General features: G+C 34.7%; 13 protein-coding genes and 1 pseudogene. 4 read left to right on the top strand and 10 right to left on the bottom strand.

What is annotated here, in order from left to right; all coding sequences use genetic code 11:
• The first annotated feature begins 160 nt into the window (after positions 1–160).
• A complete protein-coding gene (locus ACNH59_RS11610) occupies positions 161–937 on the top strand; it encodes a hypothetical protein (protein WP_418262705.1) in 777 nt (258 codons plus the stop codon).
• Entirely contained in the window at positions 934–1551 is a 618-nt protein-coding gene (locus ACNH59_RS11605) for a hypothetical protein (protein ID WP_418262704.1), read from the top strand. The genes ACNH59_RS11610 and ACNH59_RS11605 overlap by 4 nt, the downstream gene beginning before the upstream one ends.
• Before the next feature lie 148 nt (positions 1552–1699).
• On the opposite strand, the gene bcp is transcribed toward ACNH59_RS11605, so the two are convergent.
• Positions 1700–2152: a thioredoxin-dependent thiol peroxidase gene (bcp, locus tag ACNH59_RS11600; protein WP_418262703.1), complete on the bottom strand. Its 453-nt coding sequence runs from the start codon at positions 2150–2152 to the stop codon at positions 1700–1702.
• A 175-nt stretch (positions 2153–2327) separates the two neighbouring features.
• On the opposite strand from bcp, the gene ACNH59_RS11595 reads away from it, so the two are divergent.
• A complete protein-coding gene (locus ACNH59_RS11595) occupies positions 2328–2978 on the top strand; it encodes an endonuclease III domain-containing protein (protein ID WP_418262702.1) in 651 nt (216 codons plus the stop codon).
• Between the two features lie 63 nt (positions 2979–3041).
• Here ACNH59_RS11595 and ACNH59_RS11590 read toward each other — a convergent pair whose 3' ends face one another.
• The 9 genes from ACNH59_RS11590 to ACNH59_RS11550 form a co-directional block, all read right to left on the bottom strand.
• Positions 3042–3185 carry a hypothetical protein gene (locus ACNH59_RS11590; RefSeq protein ID WP_418262701.1) on the bottom strand — a complete coding sequence of 48 codons (144 nt, stop codon included), beginning with the start codon at positions 3183–3185 and terminating at the stop codon, positions 3042–3044.
• A gap of 53 nt (positions 3186–3238) precedes the next feature.
• Entirely contained in the window at positions 3239–3823 is a 585-nt protein-coding gene (locus tag ACNH59_RS11585; protein WP_418262700.1) for an RNA polymerase sigma factor, read from the bottom strand.
• 454 nt (positions 3824–4277) lie between these two features.
• Positions 4278–6578: a beta-glucosidase BglX gene (bglX, locus tag ACNH59_RS11580; RefSeq protein WP_418262699.1), complete on the bottom strand. Its 2301-nt coding sequence runs from the start codon at positions 6576–6578 to the stop codon at positions 4278–4280.
• A 224-nt stretch (positions 6579–6802) separates the two neighbouring features.
• Positions 6803–8638 (bottom strand): carbohydrate binding domain-containing protein, encoded by a 1836-nt coding sequence (locus tag ACNH59_RS11575; protein ID WP_418262698.1) that lies wholly within the window; start codon positions 8636–8638, stop codon positions 6803–6805.
• 24 nt (positions 8639–8662) lie between these two features.
• Complete coding sequence (locus ACNH59_RS11570; RefSeq protein ID WP_418262697.1) at positions 8663–9499, bottom strand: family 16 glycosylhydrolase; 837 nt, start codon at positions 9497–9499, stop codon at positions 8663–8665.
• 33 nt (positions 9500–9532) lie between these two features.
• The gene (locus ACNH59_RS11565; protein ID WP_418262696.1) at positions 9533–10930 is read right to left on the bottom strand and encodes a glycosyl hydrolase family 16; all 1398 of its coding nucleotides are present in this window, start codon (positions 10928–10930) and stop codon (positions 9533–9535) included.
• Positions 10931–10944: 14 nt separating this feature from the next.
• On the bottom strand, positions 10945–13584 hold the full coding sequence (locus ACNH59_RS11560) for a hypothetical protein (protein ID WP_418262695.1): 2640 nt from the start codon (positions 13582–13584) through the stop codon (positions 10945–10947).
• A complete protein-coding gene (locus ACNH59_RS11555; RefSeq protein WP_418262694.1) occupies positions 13527–14105 on the bottom strand; it encodes a hypothetical protein in 579 nt (192 codons plus the stop codon). Before ACNH59_RS11555 ends, ACNH59_RS11560 begins: the two co-directional genes overlap by 58 nt.
• A gap of 473 nt (positions 14106–14578) precedes the next feature.
• Entirely contained in the window at positions 14579–17380 is a 2802-nt protein-coding gene (locus ACNH59_RS11550) for a triple tyrosine motif-containing protein (protein ID WP_418262693.1), read from the bottom strand.
• A 196-nt stretch (positions 17381–17576) separates the two neighbouring features.
• Between ACNH59_RS11550 and uvrA the strand changes: the two are divergent.
• Positions 17577–20365 (top strand): annotated as a pseudogene (gene uvrA / locus ACNH59_RS11545) (excinuclease ABC subunit UvrA).
• Position 20366 lies beyond the last annotated feature (1 nt).

Below are 20366 nucleotides of genomic sequence, written 5' to 3'. Positions count from 1 at the left end.
ATTAATATATCCAAATCAAAAATAAATTGCTCTGAAAATCTACAACATAATACAATCTTTCTCAATAATAATAGTATTACTCATTTCTAGCTTGTGTAGTGCGACGAACAAAAATTCTTTATCTAGTAATTATTCAATCGAAAAACTAGATTCAAAAAATTTGTTATTTAAAATTACAAAAATTGAAATTGACACCATTTTTGGTGCTAAACGGGACAGTATTTATCCTAAAAAAAGCAGATCCATTAAAAATAAGTCGATTGTCACTTACCAAATATATCATGACGGAAGAATTCATAAAATTATTCCAAAAACCATAACTAAAGAACTTAAAAACAAATACAAGTATATCTACCTTGACGAAAAAGGAAAAAAACATGATTTAGGAAATTATACTATTTACAAAACACAAAAATATAAGGGTCCCAAAGGAGAAACCGTAAATCTTATTAACTTGGAAGAGGTCCCCAAAAGCTACAAAAAAGGAAAAAAGCAATATCACTTTAATATCGATTCACCACGATCTTATGTGAATGAAAAAACCTTAGCTAGTTTTTTTGGTGCTATGTTAGACGTTAGCTTTTTAGACATTGGTTGCAATGGGTTCAGTCATAAAGATGGTTCTTCTAAACCCAGTAAAAGTCATATTAATGGTAATAACGGAGATTTTAAATACCTTAGAGTTGACAAAATTTTAGAATGTGGTTCTGGAACTAGTTTAAATATTAGCCGTGCTCCAGACTCTTTGGATTATGCCAGACAAAATAAATGGAATGATGCATTGTACAAATTTGGTTGGAAAAAAATGCTAGGATGGACCTATACCGTCAAAAAAAAGACGAAATACCTCCATCACATTTCTCACAAAACAAGAAATCACCATCACCATTTACATGTTCAAAAATATGAACCTCATTTTAAAGAAATAAAAGAATGAAAAACATTATCTTCCTTATTGCGACTCTCCTTTTATTTTCATGTAAAAAAGAAGTTAAAGAGAAAAATGGTTTAGACAAACCCAAAAAAAGTAGTGACAGTCTTGTTTATAGTTCGACTGCGTTACAACCCCATCTAAAATTCAATTCTGAATACAGTGAATACGAACTAACAGGATTAAAAAACTCTAGTACATTCACATCAAAGGACATTAACTTTCCTGTAAAAGAAAATGATTTCAATTACAACAAATCGAATGATTTTGATTATTACACTATATCAAATTTTGATATTGATAAGGTACACTATAAAATAATAGCATATAACTCTTATGGCGAAAACGATTCAAAGGTTCTAAACGTACAATTAAACAGCTATATATCAGATAAACAAATTGATGCCTTATTACTAGATTGCAGATTTACTTTTGAAACGGAATACTACCGTCTTTTTAAAATTAAAAACAATAGCACAATAGACATAAAAAAAATTGCAGTTGACAGCCTATTATATAATGAAGAAGGAGATATTATAGGCAAAAAAACAGTCAATGATACCACCATCGAAACGGTTCAATATCAGATAAAAAAAACAGGTCATTTTATTAAACTGTAACACTTTTTGAGATTTGTTGACCTCAATTAAATGTAAAAACTAAGCAATTTCAGTTAAAAAGTGATTTATATAAAAAAACAGTTGCAAATGATTTTTACAACTGTTTCTTAGCTATAGATACTGAAAAATTACAAATTTCAGTTGACTACTATTTCAAAATTTGAGTAGTATGCTCTTTTGTTTTTACTTTATCAATCACTTCAAGTATAATTCCGTTTTCATCAATAACAAAAGTGGTGCGGTGAATACCATCGTATTCACGTCCCATGAATTTCTTGGGTCCCCAAACACCAAAAGCTTCAATTACTGATTTATCTTCATCTGCTAATAGCGGAAACGGAAATTCATATTTATCTCGAAACTTTGATTGCGCTTTGGCTGAATCAGCACTTACACCTAACAATGCATAGTTATTGGCTTGAAAGCGTTCAAAATTATCTCTTAAATCACAAGCTTCAGCAGTACAACCGGGTGTACTGGCCTTTGGATAAAAGAAAACTACTAATTTTTTACCTGCATAATCAGCCAAAGTATGTGTGTTTCCATCTTGATCTATCCCTGAAAAGGCTGGAGCTTTATCACCTTGTTTTAATGTTGTCATATTTTTTTTTATTTAATCACAAAGTCACAAAGAAATCAATAAGTTCCAAATTTTATTTTTATATTTTTTTTTTATTCTATTATGAATGAATTTGATTTTGCTATTGATTTATGACTTTTGACTTTGATTTTTGTGATTGAAAATGGTATTTTTACTTTTTTATAAAACTACAAAAATGAACAAGCAAGAACGTGTAACATTTGTTATAAATACGTTAAAAGAATTTTACCCTACAATTCCGATTCCACTAGACCACAAAGACCCTTACACTTTATTAATTGCTGTATTGCTTTCTGCACAATGCACAGATGTACGTGTCAATCAAATTACTCCTATCTTATTTGCTAAGGCTGATAATCCGTATGATATGGTTAAAATGACAGTCGAGGAAATTAAGGAAATTATTCGTCCTTGTGGACTTTCACCAATGAAATCAAAAGGAATTCACGGATTATCGCATATTTTAATTGAAAAACACGGAGGAATTGTACCGCAAAGTTTTGAAGCATTAGAGGAATTACCTGCTGTAGGACATAAAACCGCTAGTGTAGTGATGTCACAAGCTTTTGGTGTTCCTGCTTTTCCGGTGGATACCCATATTCATCGTTTAATGTACCGCTGGAATTTAACCAATGGTAAGAATGTACAACAAACAGAAAAAGATGCAAAACGTATTTTTCCAGAGGAGACTTGGAACGATTTACACTTACAAATGATCTGGTACGGAAGAGAATATTCACCCGCTCGTGGTTGGGATTTAGAAAAGGACATTATTACCAAAACCATTGGCCGCAAAACCGTCATTGAAAACTATTATAAAAAATAAGATTCACTTAGTTGAAATAATCAATTAAATGAATCTTAGTACTCGAAAGTCCATTGAAAAACTTTAATTTGAAATAATTTCAAATTTTGCATTTTCAACTTTGACAACATTTAAGACTTTAGAGTAATTCAATAAAAAAGAAACAACTTCTTTTTTAGGTGTAATTGCTTTTGGTGCAACATTTTTCTTAGAGTAGATTTTTGCCATATCGTGGTATATTAATTTACAACACTTAAACGGCTATTTTACCAAAATATTGTTTAATTGGTCAAAACTATTTGATGTTTATCTATCACTTTACGCAAATTCATCAATGCATAGCGCATTCTACCTAACGATGTATTAATGCTCACCCCTGTTATTTCTGAAATTTCCTTAAAACTCATATCTTGATACATACGCATCATCAAGACTTCTTTCTGATCCTCAGGAAGTGCGTCTAATAATTTTCGAACGTCGTTTTCTACTTGATCAGTAATAATTTGGTTCTCAATATTAGGGGAGTCATCGGACATGATAGAAAAAATTGAAAACGCTTCCGTTTCTCTGAACATAGGCATTTTTTTATTTCTCCTAAAATGGTCAATAATTAAATTGTGCGCAATACGCATTACCCACGGTAGAAACTTACCTTCTTCATTATAGGAATCGTTTTTTAAAGTTTTAATCACTTTAATAAAAGTGTCTTGAAAAATATCGTTTGAAATATCCGTATCTCCAATCTTTGAGAAGATAAAACCGTATATTCTAGATTGGTGTCGCTTGATTAATATTTCCAAGGCTTTTTCGTTCCCTGCCACATAATCTTTAACCAATAAAGCATCTGAGAGTTCTATAGTAGCCATAATTTACCTTTTAGTTTTGTTAAAATTTTTAAGTAATTTTTCTAAAAAAGTAATTTTATCGAATAGGCTATGGCTTTTGTTATGATTAATTAATAATCAAATTTAACAAATATTTATTTTAATACGCAAATTATATCCATTATATTTATTGAGAGATGCTAACTAATAGGGTTTTATAGTGTGGTAATATCTACAAAAAAAAAGATTTACTTCAATTGTATATACATTATGAAATATACTTTAACTAGTAAATTTTAAACTTATTCCTAAAAACACTCCCTAAAATATTACGTATTTTCCTTAAAGGCTATAAACAAAAAGGAACACAAATTGCGTTCCTTTTTTTGTTTAATTCATTTCCATTAATTTGTTCTTCCCGCACTACTTTTTTTCCCTTTTGTTGTGCCATTTAGAAGGTCGTTATCAAAAGTAGGATTATAAATTTATTATTTTTTTAATTGTTCAGATATTGAAAATTACTTTCTAATGTTTGAGCAGAACTGCCTCCTACAAAGACTTTAAAATCTCCTGCTTCTGCTTCCCATTTGGAATTGGCTGTAAAAAATTCAATTGATTTTTTATTAATTACAAAAGACACTTTTTTAGACTCATTAGGCTGTAATTCAATCATTTCAAAACCTTTCAATTCTTTAACAGGTCTGGTAACCGATGCAAATAAATCACGGATATATAATTGAACAACTTCTTTACCTCTATATTTCCCCGTATTTTTTACCGTTACAGATACATTAATTAGTCCATCTCCTGCAAATGAGTTTTGGCTTAGTTCCAAATTAGAATATTCAAATTTGCTATAACTCAGTCCATAACCGAAAGGATACAATGGAGTGTTTTCCTGATCGATATAATGCGACCAAAATACACTATCAGCCTCTGGCAATTCTGGACGTCCTGTATTTTTATAATTGTAATAAATAGGAACTTGACCTACATTTCTTGGAAAAGTCATCGGTAATTTGCCACTTGGATTGTAATCTCCGTACAACACTTGTGCGATAGCATTCCCACTTTGGGTACCCAGTTGCCAAGCTTCTACGATGGCAGGAATATTGGCATCTGCCCAAGGAATCGCTAAAGGTCGACCATTGTTCAAAACCAATACAATATTTTGATTTACTTTATAGATTTCTTCCAACAGCTCTTGCTGCACACCTGGCAATCCAATCTCAGTTCTACTTCTACCTTCTCCCGATTGCAAACCGTGTTCACCTAAGTTCATAATCACTACATCCGCCCCTTTGGCAGCTGTAATTGCCTCGGCAAATCCACTTTTATCTGTTGTATTGATTTTTGTTTCCCAAACAAATTGCGTTCTGCCTACTGCAACGTCAGCACCTTTTACATAGGACAACTTATTGCCTTTATATTGTTGTAAACCTTCTACTAACGAGACCGCTGTATCATCATCTGCAGCAATACGCCAACTCCCTAGAGGACTTGTTTTATCATTTGCCAATGCTCCAATAACAACTATTTTTAGCCCTGACTTCTTAAGCGGCAATAATTCTTTATCGTTTTTCAACAAAACAATTGACTTCTTTGCCATTTCTAAAACTGCCTCTTGAAAAGCAGGTTTCCCTATGGTTTCTTTTTCATAGTTTTCATCACAATACAAATAAGGATTATCAAATAAACCCAGCTCAAATTTTACTCTTAAAATTCTACGAGCAGCGTCATCAATCAGACTTTCTTTAACCTTACCTTCTTTGACCAATACAGCTAAATGTTCTACATAAGCACTAGATTCCATGTCCATATCTGAGCCTGCATTGATGGCTATTTCAGCAGCATGTTTGCTATCCTTGGCATAACCATGGGCAATCATCTCATTAATTGAACCCCAATCAGAAACCACAAATCCATCAAATTGCCATTCCTTTTTCAAGATATCTCTTTGCAAAAATTTGTTTCCTGTGGCTGGAATTCCGTTCAGCTCATTGAAAGAATTCATAAACGTTCTCACTCCTGAATCTAAAGCCGCTTTAAACGGAGGAAAAACAATATTTTGTAAAGTTGATTCTCCAATATCTACGGTATTGTAATCACGACCTGATTCTGCAAATCCATAGCCTGCAAAGTGCTTGGCACAAGCCAAAACAGTATTTCTGGCTTTTAAATCCTCACCTTGAAAACCTTGTACACGAGCAATAGCGATTTGGCTTCCCAAAAACGGATCCTCTCCAGCTCCTTCCATTACACGTCCCCAACGGGCATCACGGGCAATGTCAACCATAGGTGCAAATGTCCAATTCAAACCTACTGAAGCAGCTTCTTCGGCTGCAACGGCAGCTGATTTTTTGATTTCACTTAAATCCCAACTTGCAGCTTCGGCTAACGGAATTGGGCTTATGGTTTTATAACCATGAATCACATCAAATCCAAAAATAAGTGGAATTCCCAAACGTGTTTCTTCAACAGCTATTTTTTGTAAAGCCCTCACATCTTTAACTCCTTTGACATTTAACATCGAACCTACTAAACCATTTTTTAAATCGGCATATTTCTTGGCTGCTTGTCCTTCTTTTGGTGTGGGTCCAGTTATTTCCCAAAAACCATTGTATTGATTGAGTTGTCCTATTTTCTCTTCAAGAGTCATTAATTTTAAAACCGAATCTACTCTCGTTTCCAAATTATTCTTAGATACTAAAGCCAGTTTGGGTTGCAATACTTTTTGGCTACAACTGATAATTACAACAGTCGACAAGACAAATGATAGTTTTTTTATTATTCTCATTTTCTATATTTTATTTTGCTAAAAGATCTGAATACCCCTGACCTTTTAACTTATTGTTCGCACTCAACTTAACGTAATGACATTCTTTTTTGACAAAACATTTATTTAATAAAAAGGTTAGCTTTAAAAAGATATTTCAATGCTAACCTTTTCTAAAATGAACTACTAACTTATCTATCCTAGTTTTTATTTAATCAACCAAAATAGAATTGTAATTTATCCAATTATGGAACAAGTTTAATAGAAACATTATCAATGTTTATAATTCCGTCGCAACCAGCGGCTCCTCCACAAACAAGCTCAGCTAAGAAAGAGAAACCTCCAGCTACATTTGCAGCGGCTGCTCCAGATCTAAACGTGTACGTTTTTGTTTCCCATGATGTTGACACAGACCCAAGTCCTTGCACAAGTACGTGCTGAGTTGCGCCTGTAGTACCACCATCTACACCTTCTGAAAACATAAATGCTTGAAATACGGCACCGTCGACTAGCGGAGTTGTAGCATTTGCTTTGATATCAAAAGTGACAGTGTACATTCTATTTGGTAGAGCTGTTCCCACTGCAAATCTATTTTGTTTAACAGCGGGGTTTCTTAAAGGTGCGGTTCTAATTTGTCCAGACTTACTACCCGACCCACTACTTACAGTAGAAGAAATTGTCGCAGTACCTCCATTATTAATTAACTCCCAACATCCTTCACCAGCTTCAAAATTACCATTAGGGATTAAGTCTCCAGCTGGTGGTGCAGGGCAAGTTCCTCCTGATCCACCACCTCCATTATTTAATACTAAAGACACATTATCAATGTTTACTTCACCAATTGCAGCACCAGAATCAAATAAGACACGAGCATCCACCGCTCCAAAATTAGTAGCTGCCAAGGTAAGTGTATAGGTTGTACGGGTTGTCGTAATATTTACAGGTTGTGTGGTATTAGAAAAATCCCCACCGCTTAATCCTATTCCTGCTACTATTGCTCTTGCTCTGTCAGACCAAGCATCGAACTTTAAAGTATAAGTTGACCCTTGTACTATAGCTAATTTTTGACTTAGATTTACATCAAACGCGTTTCCTGCAACTGTTACATTAACTGAATAAAATGTATTTCCACTTACAGTTTTAACTGGAGCTGGGTCAGTACCCACACCTATTGTCCACGAATTGCTTCCGTTTTGAAAATCTCCATTAGTCAATAAACCGTCATCAAAAGGTGGTGTCCCTCCTCCTCCACCTGTTCTGGTAAATAGTTTCAAATCATCAAAATAATAGGTATCTTTATTATTTCCATTTAAGTCAAAAAAGATCACAATTTTGTTGAATTTATTAGTATCTGTAGTTGCAAAAGGAAATGTCAACTCTTCCCATGCACTTGTTTTGGTAGAAGCGACTTCAAGCTCGGTACTGTTTCCTGGATTCCCAATTTCTTCTAATTTAATTCTGACTTTAAAACCAGCTTTTGCAGAGTATACTTTTATTTTAAATCCTTCATTAGCAACAAAATCCAATTTAGCATCTAAATTAAATTGCGTATTATCCCAAGGGTTGGCACCCAATTTAACAATCTTAGCTACTTTACAAGAACCATTCAAAACATCTTCAAAATTCGGGTTAGTTGCCCATTCAAAACTAGTCCCGTCAGCAACAATACTTGCAGGAGCAGGCGCTGTTTTGAAAGTCATATTCAAACTAGCGGCACTATAGGACTCGACTAGCTCTGAGGTACAAGTTTTTGTTGGTACCTCAATGGTAATTTCACTTTCAAACGTATTAGATCCTCCTGCCACATTCATTGCTTTTAGGCTTACGGTATAAGTACCTGGAGCAAAGGTTTTAATTGGATTAATTTCAGTAGAGGTTTCCTCTTGTCCAAAATCCCATACATAGCTTGTTGCTTTCTCTGATATATTAATAAATGTAACCGTTCCAGTTGCTGCATTGATAGTATAGGTATAGCCTGCTATCACCTCAGGATACTTAGTATCTTCATCGGTACATCCAAATAGGGATAATGTCAAGATCAAAATTGAAATTTGCTTCACTATTTTAATTAAATGTTTCATCTTTATTTTGTATTTGGTTAGTTCTTATTGTTTGTAAACTCTTACGTAATCAATCAGCATTACTTGTGGAAAAACGGTTTCACTATTAGGAGCTCCTACAAAATTTCCTCCCACAGCTAAATTGATAATAATATAAAAAGGATGGTCATATACCCATTCTCCAGGAACATCCTTTGGAGTAATTTGATTGTAGAGTACATCATCTACATAAAAATTGATGTAATTAGGGCCCCATTCAATTCCATACACATGAAATCCAGTATCGAACCGATCATTCAGCAAACTATAACTTTTAGAAATCGAATTCCCAGCTGAATATCCTGGACCGTGAACTGTTCCTAATATTTTAGTAGGTTCTTGTCCTCGAAATTCCATAATATCAATTTCACCGCATTGTGGCCAAGCAACCGTATCTGAATTAGCTCCTAAAAGCCAAAAGGCTGGCCAAATTCCTTGTCCATAGGGTACTCTAATACGTGCTTCAAATCGGCCATAAGCTTGATCAAATTTTCCTTTAGTTAACAGTCGTGCAGAGGTGTAAGAAGCGCCTTGATAAGACTCTTTTTTAGCTGTTATAATTAACACTCCGTTTTGTACAGTTACATTTTCAGGGCGATCGGTGTAATACTGTAATTCACCATTTCCCCAGCCGTTATCTCCCCTACCAATGTTGTAGTTCCAAATAGCACTGTTAGGAGCCCCATTAATATCAAACTCATCAGCCATAACTAATTGATTAAAAGTAGTCACGGTTTGTTTCTCATCAGTAGTACAACTTGAGATAACAAAAAGCGACGAAACTACTATCAATACCGAGTACAGAATTTGCTTTCTTTTTATTATTTTCTTGATCTTATTCATCTTAGTTTATTTTAGTTTAGGTACCTCTGCTCACTATTTGAAGAAATACAAATTATCTAGTATAAAATTCCCTTCTCCTACAAAAACAATCTGAGCTAGATTTGCTTTTTGTGAAGCTATATCACCCGTTAATGGTATGTTTACAGAAAGCCATTGTCCTTTGGTTATTTGACTTGCTGCCACTGTATAACTAATTTCTTTATCATCCTCCGTAGGTCCTCCCGTATTGACGTTGGTATTAAGAACACCATTTGTTCCTCTGTCCCTTATTTTTATTATAAAATCTGAATTGACGGTGTTATTCATCCAAATATCCAAATGAAGAAAATTCATTGCCGTTGCGTTAACTGCCGGGTTTGTGAACTCAATACCCACATAATTTAAATCTGTATAATACTTAAAATCATCGTTACCCACCTTTATATCGGAAGTTTTGGTAGTAGAACCTCCATAAAAACCATTAAAGAAATCTACAGGAACATTAGTATAGGCATTACTAAATAACGAAATCACATCTGCGGAAGCTTGAGTTGGGGTTGGAGCCGAACCAAAACTACTTGATGCATCAATTGTTAACGAACCTGCAGCTTTCACCCCACCCAAGATAGCGGTGATTTTTGCTGTACCAAAACCAACTACTGAGACAACTCCCAAATGGCTAACTCTAGCCACTTCAATATTTGAGGACTTGAATGTGAAATAAGACGGTGCTGCGAGTACTGTTTGGTTAATCCCAGTTGCCAAATTAAATGTTTGAGTAAGACCATCTATCGTAATATTTGAACCGATAAAACTCGGTTCAATTTTATCAACACCATCGAGTATTGCTGGTTTAGGTTGTGCAATTGTTCCTAACTTCTCAAATTTTAATTCGTCAATCCAAAAAGTATAACCTTTATCATTTTCAGGTCCTTCGGCATACCAAAACATTCCTTTTTCAAAAATGAGCTTTGAAGCATCTGGAATAGGAATAATTACTTTGGTCCAATTAGTAGTTAAAGGAATATTATTCTTTGTAACCAGATATTTATTTTCACCAAAATCATTTCCGAAACCAGCTTCGTTTAAAGTAGCCGCCTGAGAGGCTTTTATCCAAAAAGTTAGAGAATCAAAATCTGATAAATCTCGTCCTGAATCTGGAAAAATAGCTCCTGCAAAAGAGCCGTTAGGATTCCCCACGTTTGGAATATCAAATCGCATCGAGGCAGATCCTTTGTATCTTACTTCTGTATCTACTGTAAAAGCATTATTTACTGAACCTGAAAATGGAAAATAATTCAAACCTCCGCTAAATCCATCAATAAATACTTCTGCTGTTTTGGGATAAGTGGCAAATGCAACCTCATCAGAAAGATTTCGCTCACATCCTATAGTAAGAATCAATCCCAAAAGCAACGTAATTTTAGAATATATATAATTGTACTTTTTCATTTTTTCTGTTTTAATTATTTACCAATATTAATGTGTATGTACGTTCTAATCTCCCATTCACTTCCGTTTGGAAAACCTACCGGGCTTACAATAGGCGAACTAGCAAATTCATCGGCAACATTTGGACTGTAACGCGGTGAATATTGATCTAGTGAACGCCAAGTGCCACGAATACCAATCTTAGTATCAGGTAAAATAAACCAATTCGGTTTTCCTACTGAAGTAGACAAATCCAACATCAATTGTACTGGATAAGTAAGGTTAAAATCACGATGGTAATCAAATGGTCCCCAATCATTTACTTTGAATGAATGTATTAATTTCATTTTTCTATAAACCAATCGTACATCTCCTCCATATCGTTCTATTAATCGAGCATCACTACCATTTGCTTGTGCATTTCCAAAATAGATATTAGCGATTACCCCTAGATCAGGACTTAGTTTGGAGACAATTCGGGTATTGGACTCCCATAAATCATGCGCTGGTGCTGCATTAGCAAAAGCAAATGTGGTACGTCCATCCCCAAAAATTCCGATGGCAGCATCTTGAGCTGTAGGCAGATGACGAAAAACAAAACCAGTACTTAAAGCAAATTTTGCATCCTCAGTCATGTCATTGTCCCAATCGTACATCCACGTTCCTGGTGTAGGGTCATAAGTCAATAATAGCTCTCCTGCAACTGTTTCTCTATTGGCTCTCACGGCAAAGGGATCTGCCTGAATATTTCTCAGTCTTCCTGGGCCATCTACATCATTTGGCATTGCCTCTACAATAGGTTTCTGCCATAAAAAATTAGGTGCAATTTGAACATTTCCAATGCTATATGTAAATCCTGAAAGAAAGTTAACTTGATTTCCGCTTCCACTATCTTTCAATCTCCATCCTGTAAATGTTTTTGTATTGTCAGCCCCTCCATTGGCTACTAATCCCATAGCAGCTCCTTGTCCATACCAGTTAAACTTGCCTGCTGAATAAGTGAATTTTGCTTTTCCACCCCAGTTGTCTTCTGTATTTACTTTATCAGTATAAATAATGTATTTTGAATCGCTGCTAGAATTATTCGGATCATAGTTAGGATTGTTTTCAGCCAATTGAAACATTCTACCATTCAAAGGTTGTCCTCCCCAAATTCCACCAAGTTCTACACCTACTGCTCCAATTTTTGTTTTTGCATAGATTGTAGCTCTTCGTGTTTTTGGCATTGGAATCGCAATAGAACTTACAGCAGTAGCTGCATCAGCGATATCTTCATGATAAACAGCCGCTAAATCAATTTTTCCCAGATTTGTTTGGTATTTCAACAATACCGCAGGATTAGCTCCCCACCACAATTGAGGTCCAAAAGCGGCTTTAAAGCCTTTTAACCCCCTTTTACCGTCCACCTCAAAACCAGAAACTTCCCCGTTATAGATGTCAAGATTAGGTCCGTAATTGGCCTCTGGATACAATCCAAAAAAGTCACCTTCATAGCCCCAATGGTAATGTCCTGTACGGTAAAAACCTCTTAATTCAAAGTCTTTAGCATTCCAGGTATAACTAGCATTATAAACTTTAACACGATTGATATCTTCTAAGGTTAAATTACCTTCATCAGTATTAACTGTACGAGAACGGCCTCTATTTTCGTAGAAAACTTCATCTATAGGGTTCTCTGCTACATTCCCAAGAATATTAAAGTTTACATTAGCTCTCATATTTGGATCAGGGTTTCCTTCGACTCCAATAAAATAAGATTGCATATGATCAAATCCTAATTTATTTGGATAGGTTGAATTTTCTGGATCAGCTACTTCAGGAGTTGTAATTAAGCTTCCACCAGTGTTAAAAGTTGTAAATTCAGCTCTCATATTGCTCAAACGGATTTTTTCATTTCCACCTTGAGCTGCTTTGTCACCACGGGCTCTTAATACAGCGTCCATAAGACTAATATTTGCAAAAGCATTGTCGATATACTCCAGAGTTGCACCGGGAGCATAAGGATTAACATTATGAGCTTCCTTCAAAGCATAATAAGCTGCACGAGGATATAAGGTATATAAACCACGAGAATTGGTTGGGCCTTTGGCACAAATACCAAACCATTCTTCGTTCATATTATTTTCGTTCCCCTTTAAATCTAATGGATAGCCACCATTAGACCAAGAGGCATTAGTATCGTGAACATCTAAATTTTTTGTTTGGCCATATTTCCACCAACCATCACTAAATTGGAACGTAAACCCACCAATGGAGTTTCCTGCTTTACCTAAGCCTGCTGCGTTCTGATAAATTTCTTTCCAGTTCCCCACATTATAGTAAGCTTGTGATTTTTGATCTTCTTGGTTGTCAATGGCATTAAATGCATCTGCACCAAACTCGGTAAACATGATTGGTTTTCCTGTTTTATTTTTGACCACTTCAAATGCGTCTCCAAAAGATACCCCTCGGTACATATTAACACCATAAATATCTATGTCTTTACATTCATCAGCTATGATATCTATGAATAGTACATCCCCATTACAAATAGCTACTGGATGAGATGCATCAATAGACTTCATTTTAACTGCGGCATCATTCATCAATTTATACATGGGTCTACCACGTTTTTCGCCTACTTCAATCTTTTTCGCCTCTTCATCTGGGAAATCTTCAGTTTCAGCTCCGCCCAAAACAGACCGTAGTTGTTTTCATTTCCTAGTAAGAAAAGAAGTAATCCTGGAGTGTTTTTGTATTCATCTGCCATTTTAGTAACCTCAGCCATCAATACTTCTTGTGAAGCTTTGTCCCTGTATTCGGTATTTACAATCCATTTACCATTTACAGTCAGTCCGTATCTACCAAATGAGTGATTTAATACGGTGTGAATACCATAATTTTCATAAATGTACTTTATCCATTTTGGCTGTACACCAGTATAGAGTCTGATAGTATTGACTCCCATGTTTTCTAGTAAACTCATTTCAGCATCTAATGCTGCTTTTATAACATCATCTGATTGCTTCCATAAACTGTACGTATAATTAGTGCCAATAGGAAAATAATCCCAGTTCATACCGTTGATCATAAAATCTTTTCCATCCACAACTAATTTCATTCCTTTATCATTAGAGACAACAGAGACTTTGTTCGATTGTGAAAAAACCGTTGTTGTCAATAAAAAAAGTATTAATCTTAGAATATTGTTTTTCATATTTATATAAATTAAAATTTGATTTTTTAATAAGTAAAGAGAATCCATTGTCTTGATTAGTATGTATATTTTGAATTCCAATCCTTACCATTTTAGCTACTTATCACTTTGTCATACAAACTGTAGTGAAAAATAAATATTGGAAAACTCCTATTAACTAGCCAACCTTATAAGATAGAAAGGTCAAAGACTGCCATTAGTTTTAATAGAAAGATTCGATAGTCTGACTTCATATGGTTTTAGTTTTTTGTGAATTATAAAATTAGAGACTTATATTTCTTTATTATCAAAAATAACCTTTACAAAAAACATACAACACAATAAAAATACCAAATAAATGACAATATCACAAATAAACACCCTAAACACTAGTAAATTAACGTTGTTATTATTTGTTAAAAAAAATAAAAAAACCACAACATTTAGTCAATGTTGTGGTGTTGTATAGTTTTTCACTACTATTTATTACCTACCTATACAGTTAGAATATATTCAACAAGACCTTGTTCATGTGTTAAATCCATTTTTTTACGCAAACGATATCTTTTTATCTCAACACTACGGACTGAAATATTCAATAAAGGAGCTATTTCTTTAGAGGATAAATTCAAACGCAAGTAAGCACATAAACGCAAATCATTTGCTGTTAAAGAAGGATGTGCTTCTTTAACCTTTTTAAGAAAATCTTTGTCTGCCTTATCAAAGGCTTCTTGAAAAACACTCCAGGAATCTTTGCCCGTAATATTCTTGTTTATGGTCGAAATAACCGATTTCACACTTCTACTTTCACTTTCGCTTGTATTCTTTAGATCTTCCTGAATAAAGGCTAATAATTCGTTTTTACTATTCAAACTCATTGTCGATGCAGCTAGTTCTTTGTTAATAGCATCAACATCTTGAGACAATTGTTCGTTTTTCAAGCGCATTAATTGTTGTTCATTTTCCAGTTCCTTAATCTCTAGCAATAAATTGTTCTCTTCAATTAACTTTTCTTTTTGTCTTCGATAATACTTGTTGTACTCTTTATGAAGCATTCTAATCATTACAAAACTCAACAATAAATAAATGATAATCGCCAGATTGGTACTATACCAAGGTTTTAAAACCGTAAATGCATAAACAACGGTATTATTCAAATCAGTATTAGCAAATTTTGCTTTTACCTTAAAAACATAATCACCCGATGGAAGGTTCTTAAAATTCACAGAAGATTTCACATTCCAATCACTCCAATCGTCCTGAAACCCTTCAAGTAGATATTGATATTCAGCGTTTATGTACTTATTGTATTCTGGGACGGTATAAGTGAACGATATGTTATTTTCATCATACGAAAACCTTCCTTCTTCCATTATTGAATTAAATTTAATAGAGCCATTCAAAGCATGGGAACTTACACTTGAAATGGCGACCTTGTAGTTTTCAAAGACCAAATCATTAATATTCATAGTATAATAGCCGTCTGTAGTTCCAAAAAAATAGGTAGAAGGCGACAACTGTGTAATATTTTCATATCCCAACATTGAATTAGTCAATGAAGCAGGAATAGGGATACTGTTCTTTTTGAGCTGATTACTTATGGTGTTTGCAGCAAAATAACTAATATAATTCTTGGAAAATAACCAGATTTTTGGGGATTGGTCTACAATCATTTTTCCTGAGGTGTACTCATCTTTTTCAAAGACGGAACTCAAAATTGGATCTCTTATAAACTGTTTTGTTTTATGATCCAATTTAAAAACACCTTCTTTATTGGCATAATAAATAGTTTTATTAAATTTCACTAAACTTACGTGCTTTCCTTTTGTAGGTTGCTTGTAATCTGTAAACGAACTAATTTTTAATAATTCTTGATTGGTTTTTAACCTAAAAACCCCTTTATATTCATGACTGACATAAATTTCAAAATCATCTGTTATCTCAAAAAATTTTGAAGAATAATCAAATCCTGTAATTTTGTTGCGAAAACCCCACCCTTCTTGCTTTTTTTCTAAAACAGAAAGTCCATAATAATTTCCCTGTAACAATAGTTCTGGATGACCTGGTACTTCATTTATTTGCCAAGTCCCGGATTTAGAAAAAATACATCTAGCATTGCCGTTCATTACTATAAAAGTTCCTGTATCATGCCCACAGAACAATGTTTCATCACGTACCTGTAACGACCAGACTTGTCCTTTGGTTCCTGTCACAAATTGAAAATCATCATTGCTTTTGTTTTTTTTATAAAACAGTCCTTGATTGGTTCCCACATAGAGATTTCCTTGGTATAGCTGGGAGGCATAAACAGTCCCTAAAACACCTGAATCGTCTACATAGCTTTGTATAGGAGAATTTAAATTGATACAGTTAATCCCATTGTCTAAACCAATCCAAAGGTTCTTCTCGTTGTCTTCAAATAAGGACAAGGCTGTATTGTTACTCAAGCCTTTACGTTGCGAAATATGATATTTCTTTTTTCCTTCACTTGTCAAAATAAAGATACCATGAGACACCGTTCCAATTGCATAATTGCCGTCAGATAGCGCTATACAACTGTACACACTCCCGTCTAAAAATTCATTGTCGATTTCAGTTGTAATCTTAGTTAATTCTTTCCCCGACAGTTTATAAAAACCTGCTTTTTGAGTCGCTATTAATAAATTATCCTCTTTGGCATAAATATTTACAATACGATTACTTTTTAATATAGGGTTTGCGGAAACCAACTTATTTTTACCTGCTGCAATTTCAAATAACCCCTGATTAATCGTTTGATAATAAATAATATTTCCGGTCTTGAACGATTTAATAATTTCAGCACTAGGTGCAATAATCTTAAAGCTGCTCTTCTTGGAATCATAGATGTATATTCGATTTAAAGACTGAAATATGACCCATTGATCGTAACTCAAGATATTCCAAAACTGTTCATCATCTAGAATCTTGGATTGAATCGCTCTACTAAGAGAATGATAGGATAGCAAACCGTTTGGTTTTCGCTTCCAATAACCAAACTCCATATAACTGCCTGTATAAATTTTATCATCAATTACTTTTACCGAACGAATAATAGTTTCATTTGGAGATGGATATAATTTCCAGTAAGCTCCATTAAATTCTAAAAGCCCTTCATTATTAGCAAAAAAGATAAATTTATTTTGATCCTGACTAATCATCCAGTTTTGATTCCCAGCACCATAAACATCAGGCGTATATTTTACTATAGGTGGTAAGTCCTGAGAAAATACAGCTGTAAAAAGAAACAGCAATAAAAGAGTACATTTTGTTTTCAAAAGATTTCGGTTTTGGGATATTGTAAATTTAAAACTAAAAAAGTATTGGTTGGTTAAAAACTAGAATATATTAGCTATACAACTATTAACTAAGCCTGACAAAGCAAAAAAACACATCTTTTAACCCTATTTAGGATTTGTTCAACCCTATTTCTCTGTTCAAAATTGCTTACTTTTGTGCAAATTCTCATTTTTTATGCAAGTTGACCTTTCTACTTTAGATCCAAAGAAAAATATCATTATCAAAGGCGCTCAAGTACACAACCTTAAAAACGTTGATGTCGTGATTCCGCGCAACAAATTAGTGGTTATCACAGGGCTATCAGGCTCGGGGAAATCTAGCTTAGCTTTTGATACTTTGTATGCCGAAGGTCAGCGTCGTTATGTAGAAAGTTTGTCCTCGTATGCGCGTCAATTCTTAGGAAGATTAGACAAACCTAAAGTAGAATACATCAAAGGAATTGCTCCTGCCATTGCTATCGAACAAAAAGTAAACACTACCAATGCCCGTTCTACAGTAGGAACTTCAACTGAAATTTACGATTATGTAAAGTTGTTGTACGCACGTATTGGTCGTACGTACTCCCCTGTTTCAGGAATAGAAGTCAAAAAAAATACGGTGACCGATGTGATTGCCGATGTTCAAAAACTAGAACTAGAAAGCAAATGGTTACTCCTTGCTCCAATTCATTTAGAAGAAGGAAGGACATTAGAACATAAATTAAAGGCATTATTACAACAAGGATTTGCAAGGATTTTAGTCGATAACGAAATGATTCGTCTCGATGACCTCGACCAACATTCATTAGACAATAAAGATATCCTCCTAATCATTGACCGTATTGTAGTCAAAGACGATGAAGAATTTTACAACCGTTTAGCTGATGCCGTGCAAACCGCTTTTTTTGAAGGAAAAGGAATTTGCTATTTGCAAGAACTAAAAACCGACAAGCGTTTTTCGTATTCCAATAATTTTGAGTTGGATGGCATTACGTTTTTAGAACCGAATGTGCATTTATTCAGTTTCAATAATCCCTATGGGGCTTGCCCAGTTTGTGAAGGCTACGGAAACATCATTGGCATAGATGCCGAATTAGTGGTTCCTAACACTTCCTTATCCATATATGAAAATGCCATTTTCCCTTGGCGTGGAGACAGTATGGGTTGGTACCGTGACCAATTGGTTAACAGCGCTTACAAATTTGATTTCCCAATTCACAAACCTTTCTTTGAACTCACAGACGAACAAAAAGAACTGATTTGGACAGGAAACAGTCACTTTGAAGGACTGAACGATTTTTTCAAAGAATTAGAAGCCAAAAATTATAAAATACAAAACCGTGTGATGCTTTCCCGTTACCGTGGAAAAACCAAATGTCATGCCTGCAAAGGAAAGCGTTTGCGTATTGAAGCATCTTACGTAAAAATCAATGGCAAAACGGTATCCGAATTGGTAGATTTACCGATTCAACATCTGGTTGATTTTTTCAAAAACTTAACTTTAGACAAATACGAACAGCAAATCGCCAAGCGTTTGCTCATCGAAATCAACAACCGCCTGTCATTCTTGACCGAAGTAGGGTTGAGTTATCTGACTTTAAACCGAAACTCCTCAACCCTTTCAGGAGGAGAATCACAGCGCATCAACTTGGCGACTTCATTAGGAAGTAGTTTAGTCGGTTCGATGTACATTTTGGACGAACCTAGTATTGGTTTACACCCTAAAGATTCGGAGCGATTAATCAAAGTATTGCTTTCGTTACGTGATTTAGGTAATACCGTAATCGTCGTAGAACACGACGAAGACATCATGAAAGCGGCCGATATGATTATCGACATCGGTCCTGAAGCTGGAACTTTTGGAGGAAATCTAGTGGCGCAAGGCACTTATGACGAAATCCTAAAATCAACTTCGCTAACAGCACAATACCTCAACGGAGATCTCGAAATTTCAGTACCTAAAAAACGTCGTCCTTTTAAGAATTTTATCGAAATTATAGGTGCTCGCGAAAACAACCTGCAAAACATCAATGTCAAATTCCCACTGGATGTATTGTCTGTGATTACAGGTGTTTCGGGAAGTGGAAAAAGCACCTTGGTCAAAAAAATATTGTTTCCAGCCATGCAAAAAAAGCTGGACAACGCAGGCGAAAAAGCGGGTCAATTTACCGAAATCAAAGGCTCTTTCTCCCACATCAAGCATATAGAATATGTGGATCAAAACCCTATTGGGCGTAGTTCCCGTTCGAATCCTGTGACGTATATCAAAGCTTATGATGACATTAGAGATTTGTATGCCAAAGAGAAGTTGTCCAAATTAAGAGGATATTTACCAAAGCATTTCTCCTTTAACGTAGACGCAGGTCGTTGCGAAACTTGTAGTGGGGAAGGAACTATTAATGTTGAAATGGTTTTCATGGCCGATGTTTCCTTGCCTTGTGAAACTTGCGGAGGAAAACGCTTTAAAAAAGACATTTTAGAAGTGCAATTTGAAGGCCAAAACATTCACGATATTCTGACAATGACTATTGACGATGCAGTAGCGTTTTTCAAAAAAACAAACAAACCAAAATCACTCAAAAACTAAAACCTTTGCAAGATGTAGGTTTGGGCTATGTGCAATTAGGTCAGTCCTCTTCTACCCTTTCTGGTGGTGAAGCACAGCGTATCAAGTTGGCTTCCTTCTTGGTCAAAGGAGCTACTAAGGAGAAAGCACTATTCGTATTTGATGAACCAACAACAGGATTGCATTTCCACGACATCAAGAAACTGATGGCTTCCTTTGATGCTTTAATCGAAAAAGGACATTCTATTTTGGTGATTGAACACAATCTCGATTTGATTAAATGCGCCGATTATATCATCGATTTAGGTCCTGAAGGTGGTGAAAATGGTGGTCAACTCTTGGCCGAAGGCACACCCGAAGAAATCATTAAAAACAAAAAATCAATTACTGCGAAGTATTTGAAAGAAAAATTAAACTAAA

The organism is Flavobacterium faecale (assembly GCF_048320115.1).
Lineage (GTDB): Bacteria > Bacteroidota > Bacteroidia > Flavobacteriales > Flavobacteriaceae > Flavobacterium > Flavobacterium faecale_A.
The sequence above is the reverse complement of the archived record's forward strand: the minus strand, read 5'-3'. Positions and strand labels throughout refer to the sequence as shown.